Origin of the sequence: Marinomonas fungiae (assembly GCF_001418205.1) — a bacterium.
Lineage (GTDB): Bacteria > Pseudomonadota > Gammaproteobacteria > Pseudomonadales > Marinomonadaceae > Marinomonas > Marinomonas fungiae.
Genome location: NZ_LIQF01000003.1, coordinates 145809 through 172402, shown reverse-complemented (window position 1 = coordinate 172402; position 26594 = coordinate 145809). Strand labels below are relative to the sequence as shown.

26 protein-coding genes are annotated in these 26594 nt (G+C 41.9%); 12 read left to right on the top strand and 14 right to left on the bottom strand.

Features of this window, described 5'->3' with window-relative positions; genetic code table 11:
* Nucleotides 1-98: 98 nt before the first annotated feature.
* A complete protein-coding gene (locus ASC49_RS05830) occupies nucleotides 99-989 on the bottom strand; it encodes a DMT family transporter (RefSeq protein WP_055462288.1) in 891 nt (296 codons plus the stop codon).
* Between the two features lie 106 nt (nucleotides 990-1095).
* Complete coding sequence (locus ASC49_RS05825) at nucleotides 1096-1461, bottom strand: hypothetical protein (RefSeq protein WP_055462287.1); 366 nt, start codon at nucleotides 1459-1461, stop codon at nucleotides 1096-1098.
* Nucleotides 1462-1741: 280 nt separating this feature from the next.
* Between ASC49_RS05825 and ASC49_RS05820 the strand changes: the two genes are divergently transcribed.
* On the top strand, nucleotides 1742-2179 hold the full coding sequence (locus ASC49_RS05820) for a GNAT family N-acetyltransferase (protein WP_055462286.1): 438 nt from the start codon (nucleotides 1742-1744) through the stop codon (nucleotides 2177-2179).
* Nucleotides 2180-2598: 419 nt separating this feature from the next.
* Here ASC49_RS05820 and ASC49_RS05815 read toward each other — a convergent pair whose 3' ends face one another.
* From ASC49_RS05815 to ASC49_RS05790, 6 genes are all read right to left on the bottom strand, one after another.
* The gene (locus ASC49_RS05815) at nucleotides 2599-4854 is read right to left on the bottom strand and encodes an ATP-binding protein (RefSeq protein WP_055462285.1); all 2256 of its coding nucleotides are present in this window, start codon (nucleotides 4852-4854) and stop codon (nucleotides 2599-2601) included.
* Between the two features lie 9 nt (nucleotides 4855-4863).
* A complete protein-coding gene (locus ASC49_RS05810; RefSeq protein ID WP_055462284.1) occupies nucleotides 4864-6132 on the bottom strand; it encodes an ABC transporter substrate-binding protein in 1269 nt (422 codons plus the stop codon).
* Between the two features lie 262 nt (nucleotides 6133-6394).
* The gene (locus tag ASC49_RS05805; RefSeq protein WP_055462283.1) at nucleotides 6395-7009 is read right to left on the bottom strand and encodes a protein-methionine-sulfoxide reductase heme-binding subunit MsrQ; all 615 of its coding nucleotides are present in this window, start codon (nucleotides 7007-7009) and stop codon (nucleotides 6395-6397) included.
* A gap of 1 nt (nucleotide 7010) precedes the next feature.
* On the bottom strand, nucleotides 7011-8000 hold the full coding sequence (gene msrP / locus ASC49_RS05800) for a protein-methionine-sulfoxide reductase catalytic subunit MsrP (protein WP_055462282.1): 990 nt from the start codon (nucleotides 7998-8000) through the stop codon (nucleotides 7011-7013).
* A gap of 198 nt (nucleotides 8001-8198) precedes the next feature.
* Complete coding sequence (locus ASC49_RS05795; protein ID WP_055462281.1) at nucleotides 8199-8684, bottom strand: AAA family ATPase; 486 nt, start codon at nucleotides 8682-8684, stop codon at nucleotides 8199-8201.
* A gap of 23 nt (nucleotides 8685-8707) precedes the next feature.
* Nucleotides 8708-9031: a DUF2834 domain-containing protein gene (locus ASC49_RS05790; RefSeq protein WP_055462280.1), complete on the bottom strand. Its 324-nt coding sequence runs from the start codon at nucleotides 9029-9031 to the stop codon at nucleotides 8708-8710.
* Nucleotides 9032-9267: 236 nt separating this feature from the next.
* Here ASC49_RS05790 and ASC49_RS05785 point away from each other — a divergent pair, with 236 nt between their 5' ends.
* Nucleotides 9268-10821, top strand: a complete 1554-nt coding sequence (locus ASC49_RS05785; protein ID WP_055462279.1) for an ATP-binding cassette domain-containing protein — start codon at nucleotides 9268-9270, stop codon at nucleotides 10819-10821.
* Between the two features lie 126 nt (nucleotides 10822-10947).
* On the opposite strand, the gene ASC49_RS05780 is transcribed toward ASC49_RS05785, so the two are convergent.
* Nucleotides 10948-11157, bottom strand: a complete 210-nt coding sequence (locus tag ASC49_RS05780) for a cold-shock protein (protein ID WP_055462278.1) — start codon at nucleotides 11155-11157, stop codon at nucleotides 10948-10950.
* A 364-nt stretch (nucleotides 11158-11521) separates the two neighbouring features.
* Between ASC49_RS05780 and ASC49_RS05775 the strand changes: the two genes are divergently transcribed.
* Together ASC49_RS05775 and ASC49_RS05770 are read left to right on the top strand one after the other, a co-directional pair.
* Nucleotides 11522-12469, top strand: coding sequence for an SPFH domain-containing protein (locus ASC49_RS05775; protein WP_141656805.1), 948 nt, complete (start codon nucleotides 11522-11524; stop codon nucleotides 12467-12469).
* Nucleotides 12469-12930 carry an NfeD family protein gene (locus ASC49_RS05770; protein ID WP_055462277.1) on the top strand — a complete coding sequence of 154 codons (462 nt, stop codon included), beginning with the start codon at nucleotides 12469-12471 and terminating at the stop codon, nucleotides 12928-12930. The genes ASC49_RS05775 and ASC49_RS05770 overlap by 1 nt, the downstream gene beginning before the upstream one ends.
* 82 nt (nucleotides 12931-13012) lie before the next feature.
* Here the strand turns inward: ASC49_RS05770 and ASC49_RS05765 are convergent, their stop codons facing one another.
* The 5 genes from ASC49_RS05765 to ASC49_RS20160 all read right to left on the bottom strand — a co-directional run bounded on the left by ASC49_RS05765 (nucleotide 13013) and on the right by ASC49_RS20160 (nucleotide 17093).
* Nucleotides 13013-13378, bottom strand: a complete 366-nt coding sequence (locus ASC49_RS05765) for a VOC family protein (protein WP_055462276.1) — start codon at nucleotides 13376-13378, stop codon at nucleotides 13013-13015.
* A 77-nt stretch (nucleotides 13379-13455) separates the two neighbouring features.
* Nucleotides 13456-14154, bottom strand: a complete 699-nt coding sequence (locus ASC49_RS05760; protein WP_055462275.1) for a helix-turn-helix transcriptional regulator — start codon at nucleotides 14152-14154, stop codon at nucleotides 13456-13458.
* Nucleotides 14155-14391: 237 nt separating this feature from the next.
* The gene (locus ASC49_RS05755; protein WP_055462274.1) at nucleotides 14392-15468 is read right to left on the bottom strand and encodes a GGDEF domain-containing protein; all 1077 of its coding nucleotides are present in this window, start codon (nucleotides 15466-15468) and stop codon (nucleotides 14392-14394) included.
* Nucleotides 15469-15770: 302 nt separating this feature from the next.
* Entirely contained in the window at nucleotides 15771-15962 is a 192-nt protein-coding gene (locus tag ASC49_RS05750) for a hypothetical protein (protein ID WP_055462273.1), read from the bottom strand.
* 3 nt (nucleotides 15963-15965) lie between these two features.
* On the bottom strand, nucleotides 15966-17093 hold the full coding sequence (locus ASC49_RS20160) for a methyl-accepting chemotaxis protein (protein WP_055462272.1): 1128 nt from the start codon (nucleotides 17091-17093) through the stop codon (nucleotides 15966-15968).
* 508 nt (nucleotides 17094-17601) lie between these two features.
* Here ASC49_RS20160 and ASC49_RS05740 point away from each other — a divergent pair.
* From ASC49_RS05740 to ASC49_RS05705, 8 genes are all read left to right on the top strand, one after another.
* Entirely contained in the window at nucleotides 17602-18060 is a 459-nt protein-coding gene (locus ASC49_RS05740; protein ID WP_055462271.1) for a hypothetical protein, read from the top strand.
* A gap of 94 nt (nucleotides 18061-18154) precedes the next feature.
* Nucleotides 18155-19846, top strand: coding sequence for a sensor domain-containing diguanylate cyclase (locus tag ASC49_RS05735; protein ID WP_055462270.1), 1692 nt, complete (start codon nucleotides 18155-18157; stop codon nucleotides 19844-19846).
* Nucleotides 19847-20688: 842 nt separating this feature from the next.
* Entirely contained in the window at nucleotides 20689-21042 is a 354-nt protein-coding gene (locus tag ASC49_RS05730) for a hypothetical protein (protein ID WP_055462530.1), read from the top strand.
* Nucleotides 21043-21122: 80 nt separating this feature from the next.
* Complete coding sequence (locus ASC49_RS05725; RefSeq protein ID WP_055462269.1) at nucleotides 21123-21623, top strand: hypothetical protein; 501 nt, start codon at nucleotides 21123-21125, stop codon at nucleotides 21621-21623.
* Between the two features lie 80 nt (nucleotides 21624-21703).
* Entirely contained in the window at nucleotides 21704-22411 is a 708-nt protein-coding gene (locus tag ASC49_RS05720) for a fimbrial biogenesis chaperone (protein ID WP_055462268.1), read from the top strand.
* Between the two features lie 2 nt (nucleotides 22412-22413).
* Nucleotides 22414-23103: a fimbrial biogenesis chaperone gene (locus tag ASC49_RS05715; RefSeq protein WP_055462267.1), complete on the top strand. Its 690-nt coding sequence runs from the start codon at nucleotides 22414-22416 to the stop codon at nucleotides 23101-23103.
* Nucleotides 23087-25579, top strand: a complete 2493-nt coding sequence (locus ASC49_RS05710) for a fimbria/pilus outer membrane usher protein (protein ID WP_211262018.1) — start codon at nucleotides 23087-23089, stop codon at nucleotides 25577-25579. Before ASC49_RS05715 ends, ASC49_RS05710 begins: the two co-directional genes overlap by 17 nt.
* Nucleotides 25569-26453 (top strand): hypothetical protein, encoded by an 885-nt coding sequence (locus ASC49_RS05705; RefSeq protein ID WP_055462266.1) that lies wholly within the window; start codon nucleotides 25569-25571, stop codon nucleotides 26451-26453. The genes ASC49_RS05710 and ASC49_RS05705 overlap by 11 nt, the downstream gene beginning before the upstream one ends.
* Nucleotides 26454-26594 lie beyond the last annotated feature (141 nt).

Below are 26594 nucleotides of genomic sequence, written 5' to 3'. Positions count from 1 at the left end.
ATAAATGATTGCTTTAGATCAGGGGAAAAAGAAAATAATTATGACAAAAATATTTTCCATGGTCCGAGCAGCATTATCTGGGAAGAATGGCGTTCACATTATTTACGCTGTCCGCGAATAGAATACAGACCACTCATAATAATGACAGACGCACCGATAACGGTCCAAGTGTCGGGAAACTCACCAAATGCAAACAGGCCGATTAAGGTCGCAAACACCAACAAACTGTAATTAAACGGCTGTAGTAAAGATGCAGGAGCGTATTCAAGCGCTTTCACTAACAACAACTGCGCCGCAACACTTAATGCTGAAATAATCGCTAACCAGCCCCATTCCATGAGTGCTGGCTCTCGCCATGCTGAAATACCAACCGGCGTCGTGACCAAACAACCGATCAGCGCCATATATAACACATTAGTGTTAAAGCTATCTCCTAAAGCACTTACTTTACGAGTCACCACATGATATCCGGCAAAGCATAAGGCAGCTAATAGAGGAATAATCGAATAGGTGTCAAATACACTCAAGCCTGGCCGTAAAATCACTAACGTACCAACAAACCCTACTCCCACAGCGCACCAGCACTTAATGCTAACTCTTTCTCCTAGCACGGGTGCAGCCAAAGCAATGACTGCCAGTGGGAATACTGCCATCAAAGCATGAGACTCTGCTAAGCCTAGATAGCGCAATGCTAAATTAAAAAGTGCGATCTCAGCGAGTGATAATAATGATCGGAACAGCTGCAACCTAAACGAAGCGGTTGGAAGTGCTCTGCGCAAAGTGCCCGTGCGGGTCACCCAAACAACGGCAAAGATGGCAAATACCCAATAGCGTACCATCACCACTTGCGCAACCGTCATTTCCTGAACGATAACTTTCGTAAACGCATCCTGAGTAGCAAATGCCATCATGGCAGCGATACATAACATCACTCCCGTTAACGTAGAACGTTGCTCTTGCTGAGTGGAGAACTGCGCTGAATAACTCATAATGATAGGCTTGCCTAGTTACAGGAAAAGATGTCAAACGGATAAGAAGGTAGTCTATCGAATTGTGTTGTAGAGTCATACCGTTTCAAGATTGTAAGCTACAATTTCACTCCATCAACAATTGCCGGACTTGGATCTCCTTAATTTTCCCAACAATTAACTCAGCCACCAAATTATTAATCATCTTAGTTCTAGGATTGATCAAAAAATGGATGCATTCATTCAGCTGTATGTTAAGTAGCTCTCGCTGCTCTGCCGTACAAGGAATTTCAAGGGTGAAGGATTTAAGGGAATCAGCTTCCATTTTCTTAACTTGGGTCCATAATCCTTTCGCATATTGGTATACCTCTTGTCTTTCTGCATCAGAAAGCTCTACCGGCATAGCGTCTAGTGATTTCAGTAAAGCGATCTTAAGCTCATTGTCATCAGGTACTGAGCTTAGATACTCCTTAATATCAATAACGTCTCCCATGACTACCTCCAAAAACTTTCACTAAATAGAAAGTAATACGTGTTTCAGAGTATCTGGAGTCAATATCTTAAAAGACTAAGCACTTTGCTTGGTCGATTATATGAATTCCACCATCCTCAATAGTACTCTCATAAATACTGTGATGGATGTAATGATTAACACAGGATCAATCACTTTTTAAAGCTAGTTGAGCATCTATGAAATAGCAAAATAGTAATATTATAAGCTCATAAACTGATTTATGCTTGTCCTTTATTCGTATCGTCAAGGTAGCCCCTTTATGAATGATAACTCGTCTACAGATCAATCTATTAAGTACAAAGTTAATGAGTCCATCACTGCCATGCAGTTTATTGAATTGTTATCGAAAACCACCCTTGGAGCACGTCGGCCATTAGATCAATTAGACACCGTTGAGGCTATGCTAACGAATGCCAACTTATTGATTACTGCTTGGCAAGGGGCGAACTTAGTGGGTGTAGCACGATCAGTGACAGACTTCGCCTTTTGTTGTTACCTATCAGACTTAGCTGTAGATGAATCCTTACAGTCATCAGGAATTGGCAAGACCTTGGTGCGAATGACTAAAGAAGCTCTGCCTGATAATTGTTCCCTCATTTTATTGTCTGCACCGCAAGCGGTGGAATATTATCCAAAAATTGGCTTCACCAAGCATAATAGTGCGTGGATCTTGACGAATATTGAAGAGTTGAAGTGAAAACTTAAGCCTTCATCCGAAGTAGCAACTAAGATTGAGTCTCTTTTATGAGCACATCAAAATAGTTGGTATCCTTCGGACAATTCTCCTTATTGTTGGCAAAATCATCCCTACAGCTAGGATTAAAAAAACCGACGATATAACCACGATAGTAAGTTAATGAATCGCTTGTCACTCGTTTCCCCGTGCGAGGACAATACTTATTAAGTATTTTATCCATTTTAGATGCCTTTCTACTTATTCATTTCCATATTTCAATAAATACTATGCTGCATTGAGCCTAATGAGCTTGCCTTAGCACAACCCACCTGTATCTAATCAGTTTTCTATTATTTCAAAGTAGTCTTCGAGATGGAATGCATGAGCAGATCAAAAGACGCTTACAGGCAACTTCAAGCAGGGTATGTCGGACAGGCCTATCAGGTTGACGAAGACCACTTTTCTAGAATTTTATCAAGCTGAAGAAGATTAACAGGTTTGCCGACGAAGTCGCACATCCCGGCATCTAAACAGCGTTTCTTATCATCTTCAAGTACATTGGCCGTTAATGCGACAATGGGAACAATGCGATAGTTTTCCAACCTTTTGATTTCAACAGTTGCTTGGAGGCCATCAATATTAGGCATTTGCATGTCCATGAAAATAAGATCAAAAGCTTGGTTTTTGCAAAAATTTATCGCCTGCTCACCATCTTCCGCTACAGTGATTGAACCAACTTTTAGCTTATTGAGGAACCCTCTTATCACAATTTGATTGGTCTTATTATCTTCTGCAATCAGTATATTCAAACCTGAATAATCACCAGTCTCAGATTGAGAGAAGTCAACTTCATTTTGAAGGTTATTTTTTTCTGAAGAGCATCGTTCCGCCTTAATTTCAAAAAAGAATCTCGATCCTTTTTCCACTTCACTCTCTACTTCAAGCTTAGACCCCATAAGCTGGAGCAGCTTACTAGTAATGGTTAGCCCTAAACCCGTTCCACCAAATTTTCTTGTAATCGAGGTATCTGCCTGCGAAAAAGCATCAAACAGCTTATCGATATTTCCTGCCTCAATACCAATACCGGTGTCAGTCACACTAAACAATAGAGTAATTATTTTATCTGTCCCCATTCTCACTTGAGCAGTTAAGTCGACCTCCCCTGCATTAGTAAATTTAATGGCGTTACCAACCAAATTAATTAGTATTTGCTTAATTCTCGTTTCATCAGCCATAAAAAGAATATTTTCATCTTTTGAGCTAGCCTTCACAGATAATTTTATTCCTTTTTTTGCGGCTTGCCCCTTGAACAAAGGCTCTATATTTTTGAGTAAATCCGTCAAGCTGACAGGACGCTTCTCAAGCTCTATTTTATCAGCTTCAATCTTACTCAAGTCTAAAATATCATTAATAATGATGAGCAAGCTCTCACCAGATGAGGTAATTATATCGAGCATTTCCTTTTGCGGTTCAGCTAGCTGCGTGTGGGAGAGCTGTGATGCCATACCCAAGATACCATTCATTGGTGTACGAATCTCATGACTCATATTCGCCAGAAACTCTGATTTTACTTTGGATGTATGCTCAGCCGCTTGCTTTTGCTTGTCTAAATCCTTACTCATATCGCGGAATCGGCTTGCCGCCTGAGCCAATACACCAATTTCATCTTTTCGATGTGTATGACATATTGGCGCTGATAGATCACCACTAAGAAATCGACTAAAGCTGGCCGTTAGTCGAGTAATAGCTTTACTAATATGGACATGGAAAAAATAAGCCAGAAGAAAAAGATATAAAATAATCGAAATACTCAAAATATTAAGAATGCTCTCCGTATCAAATATAACAGCATTAGATTTATTTTTTATTTCTTTTAGTCGTGATTGTGATCGATTCATTAACATATTTGCTAATGCCCCAAACTCGATAGCATCACCAGCCATAACCACATTAACAAGGTTGAAGTAGTTTCGGTTGATTTGAACACTCTTAACGAAAGACTGTTGATAGTCGTTTAACAATGCATTTAACTTTAAGGAAGCATCTGCATTACTAAGCAATCGACTCGAAGCCATTTCCTTGAAAATAATATCAACTTCTTTTTTTCTTTTATAATCTTTCTTCGACAAAAACAGCCAGGCGTTACGGTGAAGAGTATGCCATTTATTAGTTTCTTCTACAAACCTCAACTTATCTTCTATATTAGAGGATTTTTCCTCCAATATACTTAGCTCTTTCACAGCTGATTGATATATTTCCTCCAATACGACATCAATTAATTGTTCTCTTGATTTATAAAGAGAGGATAAAATTTTCAAATTATCGCCTAACTGAAAAACCAATATAGATAAGGCATCGATATATTGTTGTTGCTCTTCGTCTTTTAAATTTTTCCTATCAGATAAATTATCCAGTCGTTTCTTTATATCACTGAAGTTTTCATTAATTTTCTCGAATACAGCATCACTACCGGACAAACTATAAACTGACACATCTCGCTGGATTTCGATGATATCTTTGTTAATACGTATAATCGAAGTGGTATAACTATTAATTTCAGTTATATTATCCATTGCCTCGCCGATGGTATCGAGACGCTCAGCCATAACAATGTAACTGGTCACCAGTGTCACAACCACGAAACTGAATGCTAAAGCAACTTTAGCTGCGATAGAACGAGCAAAAATAGAAAACACATTTATCCCTTAAACGTTTAGTAACTCGAACCATTTATCTAAACTATAGTCGTAATTCTGCATTACCGTATTCCATACGGCAATGTTTGATAGTCGTGTAGTATAGCTACCGCCGTGTCTTAACTCACCCGCTTTCACAGAAATATTGCCATCCGTGCCTCTTAGATCCGTGACAGCTTCTTTACCTTCATACCAGTAGTCCCACTCCGCTTGGGACATCAAACTTTGGCTGCGCTGAGGATTAGAGATGTAATACCCTTGACGCGCAATAAATGCACCTGGGAAGCCTGACAGCCACCAATTCATATATTCATAAGCGGCATCTTTAACTTCTTCGCTAGCATTGGAGGATAAACACATGACACCATGCCAAGCTCGATATCCTTCCTTTGGCGCCGCATAAACAACGGGGATTCCTTGCCCTCTACAGGCACTGACAGCAGGCGAAAACATACTTTGAATATTCACACGATCAGTTTTCATAAACTCTACAGACTGAGGAACCGATGTCCAAAAGCCTGCAAAATGGCCTTGTCTCTTCTTCGTAAGCAGAATTTCAAACAGTTGATCGATTTCCACGATCGTCATGTTACCAATATCACTAAATGTCATTAGGCCTTGTGCTTGCGCCGCCAGCGCCGCATCAAAAATTCCAATAGTCGGTGCATTAACAAGCCCTACTTTGCCTTGGTTGCGTTCGTCTAGCAGCCACGACCATGACTCAGTTTCATAAGCGACACCTTCAGGGATATGTTGAGTGTTATAGCCAAACGAGTCCACGTTATGAACATAGGGCATAAAACTGAGTTGCCTTGTGGGATTAGAGCCGAGAGAACCATCAGGTTGCACATAAATGATTTTATTCGGTGCATCCCCAGCTCCGATATGAGAGTTATCTGTTAACTTACCTGTTTTAGTCAAGTTATTAACCTCATGCCAATAACGTAATCGATCCGTCTCAAGCGGTTGAATCGAACCCGCTTGCCACAAGATATTGATCGAATCAGACCAGTGCTCATACAAATCAAAAGAACTCGGATCAGAGGCTGCTTTTTGTAGCAACGCAGCATCTCCCATAGGCGTGAATTCAAGATTTATACCTAACTCTTTCATTGCCCTTTGGCGCAACTCTTCTTGCAAGGTGACATGGGTTCCCATGACCCTCAAGGTAATGACCTTCTTCGAATAAACATAGGGGGCTTTAAGCGCTGCGGTTGACAAGGCGACCCCTGCTCCAAGGGTTCGTAAAAAGCTTCGGCGATCTATTAAGTCACTCATCGGTGCTAGTCCTATACCAGTTCAAATACATGGCCACAGTGTTATTACAAAGCACACAATAGATTGAAGAGGCTCTGCTTAACGACGTTTGCTTGCTGTTAGTCGAGTAGAACTATAATTGTATTTAATTGATCTGAGTGTGCTGTAATATTCTGTAATCGAATGTACAGAATTCTGTTGGATTGCTTAGCTTTCTTCTATGGGCTGTCATACCCACTCTATAAAGGCCAATTTGATCACACGTCCTGCAAAGCTAATAGGGCTAAATGGTTGCACTTACTATCGTTTTCTTTAGTTTTTTTCTATTGCTAATCAGTCGAAGGCCTAAGAGCATTACAAAGACAACAGTAAAGATCACCGCTAGGGAGGTGTCCCCCTTCACTTGCCACCATAGGTGTAGCACGATGGCAATGGTGGCGAGATAGATCAGCCGATGCAGACGCTTCCAATTACGCCCAAGTCGTTTCATCATTTTCTTGGTACTAGTAATGGCGAGCGCTAAGAGAACCAACAATGCGAATACCCCAGCATAGATATAAGGCTTTTCAACCAAATCTGAGCGTATCCAGCGCCAACTAAGGCCCGCAAACAGCAACAAATAAATCACGAGATGTAGCATGGAGTAGAAAAACGCAGAGAGTCCAACAAATCGACGATAACGTACCAGCCAATTAAAGCGTTTGATTTTCATCAGCGGCGTGACAGACAAAGCCGCCGCTACAAATACACAAGCCCAAATACCACTTAATCGCATTAGTAGCTTACCTGGATCAGGAAAATACTGGCCCATTAACAGCGAACCAAGCATCCATAAAAATGGTAATAAAAATACGATTAGTACGTATGGTTTTTCTTTGCGATCCCAAAATGCTTTCACGTTAGTAATACTTCTTCAGATCCATGCCAGCGTACAAATCAGCCACTTCTTCTTCGTAACCATTGAACATTTGGGTTTCAATCACATTAGGAAAAATCACACCACTGGGCAACCGGCGCTCTTCTTTTTGCGACCAACGTGGATGATCCACCTGCGGATTTACGTTGGCATAAAAACCATATTCATTCGGTGCAAGCTGCATCCAAGTAGACGTAGGCATCTTCTCAACAAAACGTATTTTGACGATGGATTTGATGCTTTTAAAACCGTACTTCCACGGCAGAACAAGTCGAACGGGGGCGCCGTTTTGATTGGGTAATATGCTACCGTACATTCCCACACTGAGTAACGCCAAAGGATTCATGGCTTCGTCGATACGCAAGCCTTCTCGATAAGGCCAATCGATGGAACCGCCTCGTTGCCCATGCATTTGCTTTGGATCGTAAAGCGTTTCAAAGTAAACGTATTTAGCTTTGGAGGTAGGTTTGAATTTATTCAGCACATCAGCTAGCGGTATCCCGACCCAAGGGATAACCATTGACCAAGCCTCGACACAGCGAAGTCGGTAGATACGTTCTTCTAGAGCAGCTTCTTTGATGATGTCTTCCAGATCAAACACGCCGGTAACTTCTGCCTCACCTTCGACTGTGATACTCCAAGGGCGTGTTTGCAAAGACCCTGCTCTTTTTGCAGGATCATCTTTGCCATAGCCAAATTCATAAAAGTTGTTGTAGGAGGTAGAGACATCATAAGGGGTAACGGTTTCGCCGCTTCCAAAGGAAGTTTCAGCAATGTTGTCAAAGGCATTTTGCAATGACTCTGGCGGTGCCAAAGGGTTGCCCGGCTGTAGCGCAGCGAAAGCATTACCAACACCCAGTCCTAACGCGGTGCCTGCTGTGACCTTCATAAACTGACGTCGGTTAAGATACACCGACTGATCCGTCACCTCATTTTCAGAACAATCAGAACGTTTCTTATTTTTAATCAACATAACTCTTTCCTCAATCGTTAAAGGGATTGACTACTGAAATAAGCAATTGTTCGGCAAAGCTATATAAACACCACATTTTCACCACATTTATAAGCTTTTTTTCGGTTTCAATAGACAAAAGTACTCGCCCCTAGCACAACGTCAAGTCGATCATTTAAAGCGGTGATAATCTGGCACAGGCTTGTTCTAGGTGATTAGCTAAGAGCTTGTCACGATGTTGAAGGCTTCGTCGGCCGTCGGCACCACAAAATACTGTGACATCTGAGCAAACATTTCTGGCGTGTCAGTTGCCCTACGCTCCGGCTGTTGCTCACGCCTTTTAGCAATACGCTCTAGACAGATCGCATCCGTCGCTTCTATGTAAATCATTTGGTGCGGTGCTTCGATCTCCGTAAAGATGCTTCGAAACCAATCTCGCTGACCTAGCGTATTAGCAGGAAAGTCCATTACCACATTAGCGCCGGCGGACAGGATAGATTGCACTAACGACTTAATTTTAGGCTTCAATCGGTTGGTGTACTCTACATAATCGGATATGGAGGTAATTTGGTTCGGATACAGCGCCGCGAGCCACTCGTCTTCACTCAGCAATACTGCTTTAGTTTGCGCTGCGAATGCTTGTGCTTTGGTAGATTTACCCGCCCCCATTTTGCCGCAGAAAAATGTTAATGTTCCCTTACTCATTTCTTCATCCTACTAATGCATCATCATTTGTTTGTTAGGTTATTTCGTTCACGCATGTATAGATACAGTGGCAAGCCTAATGATACGCCAATGCTTAAGGTAGCAAGAATTGCCAGCCATGCGTTTGAGATGGCTGATTTCTTACTGTCATGCAAAATGAAAACGATCAGCACTACGGCAGAAACAATCACATCCAAACCAAAGAACGCACCAATTCGCGTGCTGAACAGCTCTGTGATGAGTAGTCCTATATTGATACCATGCTCCATTACCCAAGGTATAAATTGACTCAATGGAGCCGCTACTCCTATGAAGCATAAAGCGAGATAAAGTTGTGTTAAGCGCATTGATAAGTCCCTTAATAATGTGTGCTTACTTATGACCCCTTCCACGTCTCAAGTTACCTATGCCAGGAAGGGGTGAATTCTATTGAGCTTGCAGCGACTATTACGCTGATCTAAACTAGCTTCATCTTACCACTAGAAGAGGAGCGTAACGCGCCGTGAACAATTAAGCCTTTTTCCAACTTTTCTATAACTGTTGAATCAAGGTAGGAAGCCAAAGGTTTCCAAGTGAGCGTGTTATGCTGGTCATATCTAATTTATCCTATGCATTGCCAAATGGCGATGCGCTATTTTCAAATCTATCCTTTAGTTGTTCCCAAAGTGATCGCATTAGCGCGGTTATTGGGCGTAACGGTATCGGAAAATCTACCCTACTTCAGTGCATTGCGAACCAAATGTCTGGCGTCAACATTTGCGGAACAATTCAAACTTATCAACAGATTTCCGTCGATGAAGTCCACGACCTTCGGGTGATTGATGCTTTAGGGCTTGGGCAGTATTTTGATGCGCTAAATCGCGTTGAAAATGGAACACTTTTTAATACGGATATCGATTTACTTGAGCATCATTGGGATGTCATCGAGCGAGCAAAGCAGTGGTTAAAAGAAGCCAACCTACCGCTGGAACTCACTCAGCCACTGCAGCAACTGAGCGGTGGTCAGCGAGCCAAAACTCGCCTTGTTGGTTTACTGAAACAGGCACCCGATGTCTTGCTACTAGATGAACCGACGAATCACCTCGATCAAGCCAGCACTCAATGGCTTATTGGCGAACTACAGAAAACTAACAGCGCAGTTCTTTTGGTCAGTCATGATCGCCAGCTCCTACGGAGTGTTCAGCGATTTTTAGTGTTGGATGAACATGGCATCACCCCCTATAACACCAACTTTGAGAGTCTTCGAAGCCTACTCATTAAACAGCATGAGGACAGGAAAAACGCTATCCTTGACGCTAAAAACAGACTGAAAAAGGAGCGACAAGCGCAACAAGCCCGTGAGCAGAAGGCCGAGCAACGCCAACGTAAGGGTGAAGCCAAGCGCCAGACAGGAAGCCAGTCCAAGCTTTTACTCGATCGAAAGAAGGACAAAGCACAAGTACACAATGGTGCACAAAAGCGGTTGGCTGAGCAGCGACATCAATCCCTTACGGCTAATTTACATCAACATCAAAGCCAGCAAACCAATGTTTGCCATTTAAAGCTCTCGCTATCAAGTCAACCTAAAGGAAAGCATCGTGTACTCGACATCATAGAAGGTATATTGCCCTATGGCGATAGAACGCCTATTACCCTTTCACTTGACCGTGGCGAGCGTCTGCGTCTGGAAGGGCCTAATGGCAGTGGTAAATCGACCTTAATTCAATGTATTCAAGGTGAGTTACAACTTTCATCAGGCCATTTAATACTTCATGGGAAAACACTCTATTTAGATCAGCATTTAAGTATATTGGATCAATTCTCATCAACTTTTGAGCTATTTCAACAACTCTTACCTGAACTTGGTCCAAGCACTGTTCGAACCTTTCTTGGTACTATTGGGCTACGGGGGGATCATGTTTTTCTACCCTGTTGCCAATTAAGTGGCGGTGAACGCATGAAGGCTGCTGTACTCCTGATCAGCCTCTTAAGCAGTGAAGCCCTGCTTATCCTTGATGAAACAGACAACCACCTTGATCTCGATAGCCAAGATCAATTGGCTGCGATATTGGAAGGTTACCAAGGAGCTCTAATATTCGCTTCTCATCAGGAGAACTGGATCAGAACAGACAAAGTGATCCAATTAAGTACTTCATAACCTTTTCGTGCGACTGACGTACAACACGTAACGCGGTAAAGCACCGATTTGATGAATGTTTGCAACGCAAAAAAAAGGGGCCACCTTACGGCAGCCCCTTTCTTAGAACGCTTTAATCAGCTTTGATTATAGCGCTACGATGTTCTCAGCTTGTGGGCCTTTTTGGCCTTGCGTCACAATGAACTCAACTGCTTGGCCTTCTGCTAAGGTTTTGAAGCCAGAGCTTACGATAGCACTGAAGTGCGCAAATACATCTGGGCCTGACTCTTGTTGAATGAAGCCAAAGCCTTTAGTTTCGTTAAACCATTTTACAGTGCCGGTAGTGGTAGTAGACATAATAGTTATCCTATAGATCAAAAATAAGTGTGCCTTAAATAGGCGGAATAGCGTGGAAAAAAGACAAAGTTTTAAATACTACAGGACGGAGAACTACGAATAACGCTACGCAAAGGAGGATGTAAAAAGACGCTGTGTTTCTTGCTGATGGTTAAGATATAGACATTAGTTTACCGAGTCAATGTTTATTTCAGTTATCTCATGCCAAACCACCATTCGTCACTCCGTGATGATATTCATCGATAACCTTCATCCCTCCCTGTGAACATGATAATGAAGCACACCATTTTTTGGCCTATCTTTGCTGTTATAAGCGCAGTACACTCATGCTGTTTGTTTATTAACCTAGGAAAGACCTGACACCATGGACATGATCGAACTACTCTTTGATAACATTTTTACCGTGCCCGTTGCACTGTTGATCTTCGCTATCATCCTGCTTAAATCTTCAATTATTTTTGTACCCCAGAACCGAGCTTACTTAATTGAACGCTTTGGTAAATACCGCTCTACTAAAGAAGCTGGTTTAAACTTCTTAATCCCTTTTATTGATCGAGTCGGCGCCGATCGCTCTTTAAAAGAGCAAGCGGTAGATGTTCCTAAGCAAGGTGCCATTACTAAGGACAACATCTCACTTCATGTAGACGGCGTACTGTATTTTCGTGTACTGGATCCATACAAAGCCACCTACGGTGTCGATGACTACGTCTTTGCTGTGACGCAATTATCACAAACCACTATGCGTTCTGAGCTAGGCAAGATGGAATTGGATAAAACCTTTGAAGAGCGCGACGCCCTAAACACCAACATCGTTTCCGCAATCAATGAAGCTTCAGGCCCTTGGGGCATCCAGGTGTTGCGTTACGAAATCAAAGACATCATTCCGCCGCAATCCGTTATGGAAGCGATGGAAGCGCAAATGAAAGCTGAGCGTGTCAAACGTGCACAAATTTTAGAGTCTGAAGGCGATCGCCAAGCGGCAATCAACCGTGCTGAAGGCGCTAAACAATCGGTCGTTCTATCCGCTGAAGCGGATAAGGCAGAGCAGGTTCTTCGAGCTGAAGGTGAAGCTAAGGCGATTATTGCCGTGGCCGAAGCCCGAGCCGAAGCCATACGCACCGTAGGTGAAGCCGCTAATACTGAAAGCGGTCAAAAAGCTATTCAGCTCGACCTCGCGACCAGAGCCATCGAAGCGAAACAGGCGATCGCCAAAGAATCCTCAATGATTATTTTGCCTGATAGCGCAACCGAAGCCAGCTCACTGGTGGCTCAAGCCACCTCTATCATTAGTCAATTGAATAAGCGTGCATAATGAACTTTATTGCCACATACCTCATTCAAGTACTTGCCGTGCTGGGGCTAGTACTACTCGCAATTGAAGTTTTGGTGCTGGGAATCAGCACGTTTGTCCTGCTATTTGTAGGGCTAGGATTACTGCTGACTTCACTGTCAATGTACTTGGAGTGGATTCCAGCCACTTGGCAATGGGCCTTGATTGGCACCACCCTCTTCACACTACTAACGGGGGCCGTTTTGTGGCCAATCATGAAGCGGGCACAACAGACACCTGAACATAGCGTCGTAAAAAGTGATCTGATAGGACATAGTTTTGTCTTACCCGAAGACGTTACCCCTGATATGAGAGTAATTTATCGCTTTATGGGCGTTGAGTGGCGTTTAGTCACCAGCGAACCCATCGCTAAAGACACGCTGGTCGAAGTCGTCAACCTACAGGTTGGTGAGTTGTTTATCAAAGCAAAAGATCCGGCTTAAAACATCCTCATGAAAGGGGTCATTGACCCCTTTCTTTTTCGACTATCTATTGTCTAACTCAGTGATATATAAACTTCTCTAGTCACACCGATAGTCTCATCAAACGTACTCGATGACCGTCGGAGTCGATCATTGTGAACGTCTCGCCAAAACTCAGTGTTTCGATTGTTTGAATGGGCTCTAGGCCAAGCGACTGCCAACGGAGCCACTGTGCTTCTAGCTCAGCGATGCTATCCACACTGAGAACAATCTCTACCCCACCAGCAGAGGCCTCAGTCGCAGGGATGACTCGATCCTGCTGCCACAAACGCAAGGCTTGGCCCGCAGGCGTCATAAACAAGGCAAAGTCATCTGATTGCCTTGTAGGAGGTTGCTGCAGTAGTTCACTGTACAAGCTAATACTTTGAGAGAGGGACGCTACGTATAACACAAAGCCGTTTAATATCATGTCGTTACTCCTTTCGTTTTTAAGAAGAAGTAAATTTTAAAACGGCTGAGTGCCAGCTTTTGTCAGTAGCGTTGGGCTTAAATAGGAAGCGGTTTAGGTATCTGTTGCTGCTCAAACCATTGACTCATCAACACACGTCTTGGGGTTGGATAACGAGCCTGCTGATTCACCGTCAAACCTTGAAGTCTATCCACCCGAAAATGACGGAAATCTTGTCGCGTTTCACACCAAGCAATCAACATAAGAGCGGTTTGGAAATATCCCAGTGCCATGGGCCATACAATACGTTGACTACCCTGTCCTACTTGATCTTGATAAGCGAACTCGACTTTGAATTCAGCTTGAATCGCTGAGCGTAGCTGGGCCACATCCGCATCATCCGCGAGCGGCGATATCGGACCAACCAATAATGTATTATGAATGACTCTATCCGCTAAATCGGCTGGCAATTCGGACAGCACTTTCCCTAAGCAAGTCGAAGCACTCTGTGCTAACGCAGGATCCGCCTGTCGAGTCACCCAACGCATCCCTAAAACGAGCGCCTCTAGCTCTTCAGCAGTAAAGTTCAATGGTGGCAACCAAAAGCCAGATGCCATTTGGTAGCCCAATCCTGCTTCCCCTTCTATCTGTGCACCTTGCACTTGAAGCGTGGCGATGTCGCGATAAATGCTGCGCACACTAACTTCAAGCTGTTGTGCCAACTGTCGTGCAGTCACAGGTCGGCGGCTTTGCCGTAATAAATCTAATAATGTTAACAAGCGTTCTGAACGACTCATAGTGACTCTTAAATCTGTTTTACGACTCTCTTGTCAGCTCACTCAGCAATACTTCGCATAAAGAGATTTTTTATTACCAAATATGGTGGCTAGAGATCCTTTTAGCTGCTCTTGATACAGAGCATCTACCTCTGTTAACAACGCGCCTGATTAGCATTTGAACACGCACCTTAGGCCAAGGTTCGGAGCGTTCGAGTGTACTGTTGAGTTGCCTGTAGCTAGAAAACTATTTGACCTTTACTTGCAAATCAGGTTTCTACCATTTTCTTTAGCCAAGTACATCAAGTTGTCAGCACGCTTTAACAGGTCATATTGCCCCTCTGTTTCCATATCTTGAGCAACTCCTGCACTAAAGGATACTGGGCCATGCTTGAGGGGGGTGTTACTTAATCTTTTTGCTAATTGGATCAGCTTTTGATGTGTTATATCTGATGATAACGGCAGTAAAAGCACAAACTCTTCACCACCAAGCCTTATCGCTACTCCCTCATTTTGTATCGCTATATCTTTCAGAAGAGCCGAAAAAATGACTAAAACTTCATCACCATAGCTATGCCCCCATTGATCATTTAGTTTTTTAAAGTGATCTAAATCCAACAAAGCTAAGCTAAAAACCCGCCCTTGATTTTTCCATGACGAATATTCTTTATCAAGAATCCTACGATTATACAATCCAGTTAATGAGTCCTCTTCTGACAAAGCCCGTAGCTGCTCTGACAGCTGCTCCGCCTTAGCTTTTTCTAACCTGAATCGAGTCGCTAGACTCTCCATCATAAATATTAAAAAGAGGCCAATGATGATAAATGTTATCATCAGGTCGATTTGTTTTTGTGTTTCAGTGCCATATCGAAAAATAAGCTCAGGATAATGCTGCTCAATAAAAATTAACGGGATAGGAATTAGGATACAGTAGCATTGCCCGATACGACGGTAGACACCTAAATCCTTGAAAGAAACAGAGAGATAGATTAGCGAACCGAAGATCATGATATAAGTAGGGCCATCAGACCCACCGTTGCCAATCCAATTTGCAGGCATAGATACCAACAAAATAACTGAGATGAAAACAAATCTCATCATTCGAAATTGGTTTTTCCAGCGAGATAAGTACCAAATTATCAAGACTAACAATGAGATAGCAGCCTGAAGGTATATGTTGTAAATGTTGGCTACGTCTAAGTAGTAGTTTAGGAAAGCTGCGTAAGCGTATAGCACCACCGCAACCAGTAATACGGCATGATGAGTGTATTCAAAAGGGTTATCTTTATTGCCAAGCAACCACTCTAAAATTTTATTGAAACAATGTTTGTGCATGCCGACAACCTATATGATTATCTTTATATCATAATGATAACCTAGCAGATGCACGATCACTTAATTGAAACAAAAAGTGTCTGTCACCGTGGAATTTGTATGGATTTGGTTATAGGTAGGATGGCCTTACATGAGAGTTCAGTACTTGGAGCTTCCCCCAAGACACTAAAAAGCTCGATATATTAGGTGATATATCGAGCTGTTAACTTAGTAAGTAACCAGTTGAAACCTAGTATGTTCCGTTCACTTTTTCCGCTGATCGCTTCCTACTTGGTTCAACCATAGAAATCTTCTAAGAAATGCTATGCTACATTCTTAACTTCTATAAGATTCACGCCATTCTTATTAGCATCATCGATTAACCCGTCGATTTTTCTGATACCTTCAAGCTGAGCTTGAAGCTTCAGTGAAAGTTCAGTTAACTCTTTAGCAGAAAGAGAAGTCTCTTCTGCAGAGGCTGCTGTCGAGTGAATCACCTGATCAATTTCTGACATCCCCTAGTTTACCTGACTCAGTCCCATCGCCTGACCTTGCGAAGCGTTATCAATTGCTTCAATTGTATTTGAAATAGATTCCACGTGTTTAACGATTTCACCCAATGCCAAGACACATTTTTGGGAAATAGCATTGCCCTTTTCGACATTTTCTACAGAAGACTGAATATACTGCGCTGATTCACTAGCGGCTTTTGTACTGCGTTCAGCAAGAGATCGCACTTCATCCGCCACGACGGCGAAACCTCGTCCCATTTCACCTGCTCGAGCTGCCTCAATGGAAGCATTAAGCGCCAAAAGATTGGTTTGTGACGCGATGTCATCAATCACATTAATAATTTCACTGATAGCTTCACTTGAGCGGTTAATTTCTTGCATTGCTTGCTCAAGTTCTCTAATTTCGTCAGATGCTGTGGCCGCAGCTCGCTTAGCTTCAGACGATATGTTTCTGGCCATGGATGCACGCTCAGCATTGTTATTAGCCTGACTAAGAATCTCATTCAGCGAGTTTCCGATTTGAGTAATAGATACTGCTTGCTGGTTTGATCCAACGGTCAGCGCATGGCTAGCATCATTAAGCTCTTTTGCTCCAGTTGTTAGGCTCTCACTGATATCATCAACATCTTTATACACAGATTTCAGCGCGACTTTCTCTGAGATTTCCTGTACATATTCTACATGACCGATCTCTTTACCATCCAAACTATGGATGTAAAAAGTATCTACTCGGAAATCTTTACCCCATTGGTTAAATTGAGTAACTGGTTTGCCCTTTCTTAGACAGTTCACACCACAATTTTCAGTTTTACAGATATTTGCGCCCCAATTTGAGCAATGCTGCCCAAGCACATCTTCTCGTTTAACCCCCAGTGGATCAGTAGCCGCTTTATTGACAAACGTCCATTTCATATCCATATCAGTAACAGAAAGCGGGTTGGGAATAGTGTCTAGAACCTGCTCATAAAAGTTGAATTTTTCTTTTGCCGAACGCTCCATTTTTATCAGACAACCTAACAGTCCAACCATCGCAACAACCAAGATCAGCAGATTTGTGTTTTCTATGGTAAATAGTAAAGCGATGACTATCGATACAGTGTTCAAAACTAATGTGAGGCGGTAATACTTTTTCATGCTCTTTCCCCTATAGCCTACATCTTTCAATGAGAACTCTAACAGTTAAAACTAATATACAGCTTCTATTTCGATTAGTAATCCACATTTGCGATGCAAATTGGTAACGTTTGGTAATGAACGGTTGTAGTTGTATGTAACAACTAAATTTTTCTAAGCATTTGATAAATTAATTATTTATTTATATGAGAAGGGTCAATGGATTGACGATCTACTAAAATTTAAAAACCAAGTTGCCGTACAAGAAATGTCATAGGTGCAACCTGCCGCAAGCATTTTTGAGCGCGTTGCATTGTATACGTACAGCCTTAACCTATTGGATCAAAGAAATTGTCCGCTCATCATCCGCATGATAACTCCCATTTAGCCTTATTCACTTGGGTGTCGCAATTTGACATAGCTAACAAAGTTTAGACTGGTGTCTATTTAGCCGATCGAGTTCGGCCTTGTAGTATTAGGCACACATATTGCTGCTGTTGCTTATGATCAATGACAATAGAGGCAAAAAATGCAAATCGGATATGCAATCGCTACTGTTGCGGTAACCCCAACACAAAAAAGCGACAATAATAGGCCGTCACATACAACTGCTAACGGCAAGATACAGCCTAACCAATCATTTATTCGTGAATTGGCCACATCATTTGACCCAAAAAATATGAGCCACAAAGAATCAATGGCTCTTGCCAATGACCTAATGAAAGCAGGCGAGGCAGATTTGAGCTCGGCATTCTTACCTCCGCCGCTTCTAAAAGCCAACAGCAACGGCAGTTTCACCGACATGACTGGCACGCCGGAAGGCGAAGCTATAATGAACAAAACATTCAATATGTTTGAATCACTTAGTGCCAGAATTGATTCTAATAAAAATAATAGAGTGCCAACAAAAACATTAGAAGATGCTTATTCTTTTTTAGAGAAAATTCAAATTGCTAGGAAGACTCAAAGGATCAATGAATACACATAGTGCTTTACTCTTAGAGAGCATTTGGAACACTGAACCGTATTTGCCGTTTGGCATTATCAATGCTCCTCCTATTTAGAATATATCTAGACAACACATGCGTACTTTGAATAGAATCGGTCAATTTTCAATCAGAATGATTTTCAAACAAATCTTAGCGTCAGAAGCAGATAATCAGCCGAATTCACCCCTTCCTATGAAAAAGCTATCAAAGTTACATCGCCAAATTTTTTCTATCACAACAATTTTAGCTTTAGTGACCATTGTTATTATCAGCGTTTGTATTGCCTCCCTCTTGTATACGCAGGGCATCGATAATGCTGAATCAGTACTGCGCAACAAAAATAGATCTGTCACAGCATTAATCGAAGGCTATGTTGCCCCCTTGCGTAAAGCCGTTGAATACACTAGCAGCCCAGCTTCAGGCGCTGATCATAGTCACTATCGTGAACAAGAAACTCAAGAAAAAATTCTAAAGCTGTTTGAAGTTCTGCAAAACACAATACCCAATATACATTACATTTTTTCAGGGTATGAAGATGGCTCTTTGTTGATCAATAATTACACGCCTCCTTCGGACTTTAACGCTGTCATTCGCCCTTGGTATCAGGCAGCAATAAAATCCCACCCTCTAATATCTGATGGAGTCCCTTATCAAGATATCAATTCTAAAAAGTGGCTTGTATCCTTTGGAAAGACGCTCTTAAATGCAGAAAAAAAGATTATCGGAGTTATTTCCATCGATGCAGGAATGGATGCGATTGTTCGAGCACTGGCGGTTAAAGACGAGAAATACCCCACTATATACAACTTTGTAATGGATACTGAGGGTAAGATACTTATTCATCCTGATGAAACGCTGCCCGATACGCTTCATCAAGAAATCATTTCTCACATTCCAAAGGAAATGAACACCTCAGGGAGTCTTTCCTATAATAACGGGGAACATAACAAACTGGCTCACTTCAATCGTATCGATGAATTAGGATGGATTGTTGTCACTGAAGTTAATTTATCAGACATTCGACAACCCATTGTAAAAACCATCGCCTCTACGTTATTGGTGATAGTACTAGGATCTCTTTTCACGACCTGGTTCATGAGTTATGTTTTAAGTCGGTATTTGATCTTACCATTGAAGCGTCTACAGCAAAGGGTACAGGAGATTACTGAAGGCAAAGATGAGTTAGATAAATATGAGTTTCCCAATAACGAAATAGGCAAAATCTCGGAAGCCATTGAGAAACTCACTGAAAAGGCATTGATTAAGAAGAATATTGAGCTAAAAGACAAAAATACTCTACTCAGTACCATTTCGCATACGGATCAGCTAACGTCGATTGCCAACCGTCGCAAAATGATGGAAGTGCTTCATACCGAAGTTAGTAATTATCAGCTTGGCCATCGCCCTTTTAGCGTTCTAATGTTTGATATAGACCACTTCAAGCGTGTGAACGATACATTTGGGCATGAAGTTGGGGACCAGGTCCTAAGAAGGCTTGCTCAAGTCGTCAAGGCGACCATTCGAGATACCGACACACTAGGGCGATGGGGTGGCGAAGAATTCGTCATAGTATGCCCAAATACTGATCAAAACATGGCATTAAGCATTGCAGAAAAGGTATTTTCAGCAATCCATTCAAATAATTTCCCTATGCAGATTAACGTTACTGTTAGCCTCGGCCTGTCTGAATTTACCAACAATCACTCTTTAGAAAGCATCTTGGTAGAGATTGATCGTAAAATGTATCGCGCTAAACAGCTTGGGCGAAATCAAATCCAGACATGATTTTTGACAAATATAAAGTAAGCCACATGACTCCGCTGCCCCTAAAAGCTGTAACGCAATCCAACTTGTTCAGCTGACAGGAATTAACAGCAGTGTTACTGAACAATTTCAAAAATAAGATTATTGGCTGGAACATGGCAAAATTACCTTTCCACATCCAAGTCCAAGGAGTCTCCGCTGGTTTAAGTCCCCCAGGCTCGAAGAAGCAGTGCTGCCAATATTGAAAGATAGAGTTAAACTCTTACTAGTCAAGAAATGTACACATTGTAGCTATGGGAAATTTAGCTGTAATTGATTTAACACTTGTTTTATCAATCACTTTTATTACTTCACTCAATGAAGAAATGCTTATAACTTTTGCTGCTAAGTGCGGAGTGTAAGAATTTTGGCCTGCTCACATTGGGGCAGGGAGCATAGGATTTAGCCAAGAAGCCATCTCGCTAGACTAAAAAGTCGCGCCTCCGCTAATTTTTCACCAAGAAAAAGCATAAAATAGTCAAAAATCCCTCAATAAAAACAATAAGTTAAAAATAAAATACTGTATTCAAGCATCAGTTCCAAGAATCAATTTAGCACCATACCTAATACATTAAAGTCACTATAAACTTTTTTTCATACCCTCATATTTTTTGCACGGTTATATTTAATTAAGCAAATAGACACACCGAAAAATTGAGGTTACATAAATGTTAAGGAATTTTATAAACTTCTACAGACGAACAATTACAATAATATCTATAGGATTATTATTTACATCCAATGTCGGCGCCAACACCTTAACAATGGACATTATCGGTCATATTAAAGATCGTTGCGAAATAATTTTCCCATCTGGAAACGTAATGAAGTTTGAAGAACAAAACGTCCAAACAATTCCTTTTGATTTATATTGCAACCGTCCCCTAGGCATAAGCATTAATTCTAAGCATGGCGGTCTAAAGCACCAACAACAAGGTATTAATTTAATTGAAAAATACAATCTAACATTACAAATAGACTCCCTTCAGCTCGATGTAAGTCGAAACAGTAGCCAATTACTTATTCCGACAATCATTGAGGACAGTTCTGGTGTTATACCTTTTTCTCAACAAGGAGTTCTTAGTGTAACACTCGAAAAAAACCTGCTTTTCGCAGGGTATTATCAAGACGTTATCGAGATTGAGGTATACCCATCAATTCATAGCGTGGCTCCGTAAACCTCTGCATTTTACTGCAGGAAAAATCGGCTCAGTAGTAATAGTAATAGGGCTAATAACTAACGTTAAAGGAAATTATTATGAAAAAGCTAACACTAAGCGCAGCAGCCGTTGCAGCAATTTTCGGCGCTCAAGTACAAGCAGCACCAGGTGATGTTCAATTGGTCGGTTTTGTTTCTCCTATTTGTGAAGTAACAGGCCTTTCTACTCAATTAGTCGACTTCGGTAATGTTTCACAAATTCAGAACGTTTCATTGAGCGGTCTCAATATGAGATGTAATGACGCTGATGGTGCAACAGTGACATTGACCAGTTCCGAAGGTGGCTTGGAGTCAGATGACAACGAAGACTTCGCGCTTAAATATGATGCAACATTCACCCCTAGTGGTGGCTTGCCATCTTTTACACTAAACGCTCCTGGTGGCCCTGGGCAAAATGATGTGTCTGTTGCGCAACCTTATGGTGGCTCAAGCGCTCTAGCGTCAGGTGTAGGCGCATCAATTAATATCGCAACAACCGAAACCTCTCCATGGGCAGGCGGCTACTCAGATACGTTGACCGTCAACATTACTTCTAACTAGAAGTCCACGGTAGGAGGTCTAACAGACCTCCTACCATTTTATTTACCCATAACTGGCTAATTCTTCCGGAGTACTTTGCTATGTTTCGATGGATCCCAGTGTTCGTATTCTCTCTAACGTGTGCATTTGCCCATGCGTTTAAAGTTGAACCAATGTCGGCAGAAATGGCTCCCCTTGGCAAGCGCTCTCAAATGACTATGCGAATTGAAAACTCTTCGCCTGAGCCACTTACAGTAGAGCTCTACCCTCTCTCTATGACCATGGATGAGTACGGCAAAGAGACCATTACTGAGGCGGACGATGAACTCCTAGTCATTCCTGTAACCGCCATCATAGAGCCAGGTCGCTCACAGTCTGTGATGGTGCGCTATCTTGGCGACCCAGCTATTACAGAATCCAAAGCGTACCGCATTGCAGTGAAACAAGTCGCCGTCGAACGTGCAAGTAAGAAGCAAGGGCAAGTGAATCTGTTATTGCAATTCAACACTCTTATTAACGTGCGACCACAGAATACTTTTCCCGAACTAGCAGTGAAAAGTATCAAGCAAAATGAAAGCAATAACTGGGTATTAGAAGTCTCTAACACCGGTAACAGCTACGGTCGATTAACTCAAACCACATGGAAAGTTACGGATGGTAGACAGTCACAATACCTGAAAGGTTCGGATATAGCTACACGTATTCCCGGCACTTTGATTTTGCCACATTCAACCCGTTATCTTGAAATGCAGCCACTTAACAACTTCAGTGTGAGAAATCTTTCTATTGAAATTAATCCGGATGAATAATTATGTGGCGATTTATTTTAAAAGGTTTGGCCTTGTGCTTTCTATGCACACAAGCTTCTGCCGTGACAATCTCTCCTTTAGTCATCGAGCTTAACACCGACCATAGATTAACATCACAACTTGTGGTGACGAATAACTCTACAAAAAAAATTGCGCTTGAAACAAGCGTTCATCGTTTGAGCTTTTCATCAAATGGGATGACTAGAATTCAGAGTTCAGCCGATAAAAATGTGTTAGTTTTTCCACCTGCCGCATTATTAGCCCCTGGAAAGCTTCAAACATTTCGCGTCCAATGGGTTAGTAATACCCCCCTTAAAATGTCGGAAAGCTACTTTATTCGATTTAGCAACATTCAAATTAATCAGGGTAATCAGGAACTCGGAAAAACAAAAAACTTGCAAACAGGTATCAATGTACAAATCAATTATAATGCCTTATTACATGTGTACTCTTCCTCGCTCCAGCCAGAGGTAAAAATCAATATAGGCAAAGAAGGTAATTTAATACTTACCAATTCAGGCAATCGTTTTACTTTTACTTCAAAGCTTCACTTTAAAAATCTAGATCATCATTTCATAGAAGCCTTATACGAAACCATTGGGGATCAATTCGTGCCGCCCTACTCAACTCATACTTTTGATCCCTCTTCACAGCATTTACCGGTTGGTACTTACTATGGTTACGAGCAATAAATCTAACCAGCATCATGTAAGATACTGGAGCGCTATTAAGCCACTGCTGCTCTTCTTTATTTTTACAAGCTTGTCTGCTTTAAGCCAAGAAATGGTACTAAACCCAACGGGAAGAGACATTCAGCTCACGTCTTTGATCAGAATAAGTGACACTGTTCTTGGTGAAGCGGATATTAGCATTACAGCTGACAACAGAATCCTCTTACCAAAAGACAGCACACTCGTTCTGCTCGCGCCTGTCGTTACTCAAGAAGGGATCCAGCGTTTAAGTGCGACTACCACCGATGAGACACTCTCCCAACATCACTTTGAGCAAAGTGGTTTAGGCCTTACATTTGATTTTGCGTCTTTAGAATGCATTGTAACCGTACCGCCCGAGTTGAGCTTGAGACAGCGGCTGACCTTGCGTGAAGAAGACGATCTTCATAATTATGTGGACCCAAGTACATTAAGTGGCTACGTGAATGTTGCGTTGTCAGCCAACAAAAGCGAATTCATTGATCTTGAGTCGGATCGACAGAGCTTATACCGTTCTCAATTTGATTCAGCGCTCAACATAGGGAATCTCAACTTTGAATATGAGTCCTTCTTCGAAAATGGGTCTGAGGTCGATTCAAACTATGTAAGGGAAGGTTCAAGACTCAATATTGACTATCCTAATCAAGGCTCCCGCTTAGTAATCGGAGATATGTATAACGGTGGCAAGGCTTTCCAAGATAGCGCTGATATTTTAGGGGTTGGCATCACGCGGGACTTCACCCTAATCCCGACTCGAAATGTCCGGCCTCGAGCCACTCAATCTTTCACCTTACAACGCACCTCTAATGTTGATGTCTACGTTGACGGTATCGCCGTCCGTAGGCTCACCTTAGGTGCCGGCAGTTATGACCTAAACGATATACCACTGGCCAGAGGTAACAACGATGTGGAACTGGTTATTACCGATCGCTCGGGCAATGAAGAGCGCATTAAGTTTTCAATCGCCACCGCAGACAACTTACTCAATAGCGGCGAATTCGAGTACAGTTTGATGTACGGTGCCCCCTCTGAAATAAAGGATGGTAAGCGAGACTATCTTACAGACGAACGTATCTTACACGACTATTTTGATGTTGGTATCTCTCCGTGGTTAACACTAGGTATAAACTCACAAATCCGTGAAGACCTATATCAGTACGGTGTAAACGCTTTAATTGCCTCTTCATGGGGAGTCACAGAATTCAACGCGTCACAAAGCAGCCACCCCAAATACGGCAGAGGTAACGCCTACAGAGTCGCATTCGATGCGCAATTCTCCAATACAAACCCATTACAGCCGCAGCTTAGATTTAGCTATGAGAACTTAACCAATAACTTCACTGGTATCTCAGGATTTGACGCCCCCGACGAAGACATTAGTTTAACCAACCACTATATCAGTGCCTTTGGCTCTGTGTATCTGACGCGCTCATTACGTACTGCACTGACCCTTAATTATCGCGTCGGTGTAGACAGTAAAAACGATTACTTAATCGCCAGCCCTAGCCTTTCCGGTAGACTTTTTGATACGCCAGCCACTTGGAGTGCTCGAATGAACTACAAACACAGTAAGATCGGTGACAGTGACCTTGGAGCCACTCTAACTTTAAGTTGGCCTCTTAGTAAACGCACCCGACTCGTAAACCGCTATGCAACACCGCTAAATGAAAAATCAATTGATTACAGCTACCAAAATAATATCGGCAACACTGGCGGCATCTCGACATTTGCCAGTGCGCTCACCAATGAAGAAGTTGACACTAACCTCAATGCAGGAGTCAATTACGCAGCTAACCGCTTCGAAGTGAACGCCAGTCATACTTCCCGATTTGATCAACCAAATGGTGACGTACGCAATCACAGCACAGACGTCACCATCAGCAGTGCAATCGCTTTTTCTGGATCGTCAGTTACCATGGGCAGACCTGTTCGCGAAGCGTTTGCAATCGTTCAGAAACACTCAAGCCTTGCAGATAATGAATTGGCTATTGATCCTACTCGCGACGGTAAAAACGCTCGTGTATATCTCCACGGAGATACGACCGCCTTGATACCAGACTTAGTGTCTTACAATAGCCAACTAATTAGTTATGACGTTAAAGATTTGCCTCCTGGCTACGATCTTGGCGATGGAGCTTTTAGAATTAAGCCTGGTTACAAAAAAGGGTACTCGCTTCAAGTAGGTTCGGATGCTGCCCTGACTGTGATTGGCAAATTAATAGATCGTCAAAGCAATACCCCAATTTCACTGGTTGCAGGTACCGCGCATTATCTAGGAAAAAGCCAGCAGCCACCGATAGATTTTTTCACTAACCGAAATGGCATATTTGCTATATCTGGACTAAAGCCAGGTGACTATGAATTGACACTTGATACAACGAAAAAAGAATCAGCCATTATCAATCTAGACGAAAAGAGCAACACTTTAATCAGACTAGGAGATTTATATGTGGATTAAGAAAATTGTATGGACAACAATAAGCATCATTCCTTTTTCTTATGCATATTCTATATTTGCCTGCGAGATAAGTTCATTAGCCATTCAACCAATGAACAACCAAAGCAATTATGATGTTTTCAATACTAGTAGTTATGCTGCCATTAATAGCTATCGTATCAGTGCAAATATATTAGGCGAAGATTGTCAATTTAATGCTATTTTGAAATTGGATGATGACAGCCGAACATTAAAGGGAACTAATAATGAAACACTTGCGTTTGAATGGTATGAGCAGTTCGGTACAAACATTGCTAATCAGTGGCTAATATCACTCACTGAAAGCCAACCTTCAGCGACGGTACAAATGCGCTTTCCAAGCAATCAATGGCTAACTTCAGGATCCTATCAAGGTATACTGAATGTCGCTTTAACAAACCTTCCAGAGGACAGTTTAGTTGAGGTTAGCCCTAGCACTTTAGCCGTCAATATATACGTCCCCCCAGTTGCCCAGATTCATTACTATGGACTACAACAACAAGACTATGACCTTGATTTAGGTGAATTATTTTCTAACAAAGTAATCAGCTCCTCTCCTAATCTTTGGATTCAAAGTAACTCATCTTACAGCATAGTTTTAGCATCAGCACATCAGGGCAATCTACGGCATGAATCTAACGCTGCTAAATGGGATATTCCATATCAGGTGGCGTTCGACAACGATATAGTAGATCTTAAAGAACTTGAGGCGTATATTAGTTTTCAAGGAACAACAAGTGGGAGGTCCATACCAATAAGTATTATTATTGGAGACATTCAACTAAAACCGGGGGGGAAGTATGAAGACACATTGGATATATCTATTGAACCTCAATTATCACAACATCCAGACTGATAAAATTTAATTATTATTAAAATAAAATTAAACATTGAAATGAAATAAGGAAATTTCATTTTGGAGAGCGTTATGATTGAAAAACTTACACTCAACAATAATGAAAAAAAAATAGCATCCTTCTTATTGGAAGTAACTGCA